The 218-nt window shown below is 62.8% G+C and carries 1 protein-coding gene; it reads left to right on the forward strand.

Annotated features, from left to right (window positions below; translation table 11 throughout):
- Positions 1-218, forward strand: a 218-nt coding sequence (locus AF337_RS32190; RefSeq protein WP_160320392.1) for an ABC transporter permease, incomplete at both ends; no start/stop codon positions are given.

Consider the following 218-nt stretch of genomic DNA (forward strand, 5'->3'; position numbering starts at 1 on the left):
GCCTTCATCCTCTATCGCACCCGCTACGGGCGCCACGTCGTCGCTGTGGGATCAAACAGCGATGTCGCCCGCTATTCAGGTATCGCGGTCAATCGCGTCAGGACGATCGCCTTCGTCATCCAGGGACTGTGCGTCGCCATCGCTGTGCTGCTCTATGTTCCCCGTCTCGGCTCGACGTCGGCGACGACGGGCATCCTGTGGGAGTTGCAGGCGATCAC

It is taken from the genome of Rhizobium ecuadorense, from assembly GCF_001187535.1.
GTDB classification, from domain to species: Bacteria; Pseudomonadota; Alphaproteobacteria; order Rhizobiales; family Rhizobiaceae; genus Rhizobium; species Rhizobium ecuadorense.